This is a genomic window from Vibrio sp. 03_296 (assembly GCF_002265885.1).
Genome location: NZ_NPKW01000971.1, coordinates 1 through 946, shown reverse-complemented (window position 1 = coordinate 946; position 946 = coordinate 1). Strand labels below are relative to the sequence as shown.

Sequence of the window (946 nt, the reverse complement as noted above, 5' to 3'; positions counted from 1 at the left end):
CTTATTCTGCCTCCTAGGCCTTGGCTCTCGGGGCTTGAGCTCTGCACCACTGATGGCGGAGCTGCTCGCCTCGCAAATCTGTAACGATCCACTGCCTTTGCCTGTTGACGTGCTTGAAGAGTTACACCCAAGCCGCATGTGGGTAAGGAAACTGCGCAAAGGCAAAGCCATTACCGAGCTGTAAGTAGAAGATGCACACAAACAAAAACGCCTCGTTGTATTGACGAGCGTTTTATTGAACAAAGGTTAAGCTTGCGCTTGGAGCTCTTGCCACAAGTCGCTGACGATGATGCGATCTGCTGGTGCAAGTTCTGAGCGAGCATTCTCTAAACTCTGCTCAATGCGCGATTTCAGTTCCGYCACATCGTTTACGCCATCGTCTTCGCAAGACGCAGCAGAGAGCGAAATATGGCCACGCAAATAACCACCTTGCAAACAGTTCATCTTCTGATGCCGTTTCAATACGTGCATCAATCAGTTCCAACTAGTTTTTCTTCAAATTCAATAATCATGGATAATCTCGTGGTTACTTAACGATGAAATCGCCTACTTCTAAGGGCTTTACTTGATAAAATTCCGCAATGCATCGGAAAGCATCTGCACGACGAGGGGGGAACCCCGTCTCAAATATCGATATAACTTCCTGATGCACTTTCTGCATAAAGCCCAAACGGTCAGGCTCGAAATCGCCGTGTAGGTTGTCACAACTTACATTAAAAGGAAAGCCTGCGCTGAGTGCCAAAATCCATTCGTACGCTTGTGGGCGAATTTCAACTTTTTCAAACTCAGCTTGCACCTCAGCCGTTCTTCCATCGGGTTCATACCCAATAACCAAAGTCTTCAAGGAGTCGGCGCTCTGGCCCAGCCACGCACCAATGGGCTATTTCGTGTAATGCAGAGGCATAAAACCAACGAGCAAAAATAATCCGATGATAAGGAACTGTGG

1 protein-coding gene and 2 pseudogenes are annotated in these 946 nt (G+C 47.7%); 1 reads left to right on the top strand and 2 read right to left on the bottom strand.

Going from position 1 to position 946, the window contains the following annotated elements; translation table 11 throughout:
• Positions 1-184: hypothetical protein (locus CIK04_RS29245; RefSeq protein ID WP_142995038.1), on the top strand; the 184-nt coding region annotated here is incomplete at its 5' end.
• A gap of 62 nt (positions 185-246) precedes the next feature.
• Here the strand turns inward: CIK04_RS29245 and CIK04_RS29240 are convergent.
• A pseudogene (locus tag CIK04_RS29240) lies at positions 247-512 on the bottom strand (YfcL family protein).
• A gap of 14 nt (positions 513-526) precedes the next feature.
• Positions 527-946: pseudogene (locus CIK04_RS29235) on the bottom strand (elongation factor P hydroxylase); the annotation flags it as partial.